General features: G+C 62.0%; 1 protein-coding gene. It reads left to right on the top strand.

Annotation, left to right across the window (positions count from 1 at the left end):
* Nucleotides 1–527, top strand: a 527-nt coding sequence (locus tag HMPREF0591_RS30185) for a transposase (protein WP_244269137.1), incomplete at both ends; no start/stop codon positions are given.

Below are 527 nucleotides of genomic sequence, written 5' to 3'. Positions count from 1 at the left end.
AGCCAAGTTCTGGTTCGCCGTATTGACCGACCTGCGCAACAGAGGCGTCACCGACACGTTCTTCTTGATCTGCGACGGACTTAAGGGGCTGCCCGACGTTGTCGGTGAGGTGTGGCCGGCCACCATCGTGCAGGCCTGCACCGTGCATCTGATCCGCAACAGCTTCCGCTACGTACCGCGCCAGCACTGGGACGCCCTGCGCCGCGATCTCAAACCGATCTACACCGCCCCGACAGCGGCGGCCGCAGAAGCGGCGCTCGAGGCGCTCGCCGACCGCTGGGGCAGCCGATATCCGGCCCTGATCCGACTGTGGCAGTCGTGTTGGAATGAGTTCATCCCGTTCCTGGATTACGACACCGAGATTCGGCGGGTTCTGTGTAGCACCAACGCAATTGTTATCTGGAGTCCTCCGGGCGGTGTCCTTGATGTCCGACACGAGGCGTTCAGATCCCAGGTTCTGCGTGGTGGACGTGATTATCTGCAGTCGTCCAGGAGGCAAGAACCTGCGGAGGGACGATGCAGATTGC

The sequence above is a fragment of the Mycobacterium parascrofulaceum ATCC BAA-614 genome, assembly GCF_000164135.1.
GTDB lineage: Bacteria > Actinomycetota > Actinomycetes > Mycobacteriales > Mycobacteriaceae > Mycobacterium > Mycobacterium parascrofulaceum.
This window is presented reverse-complemented; position numbering and strand designations above follow the sequence as displayed.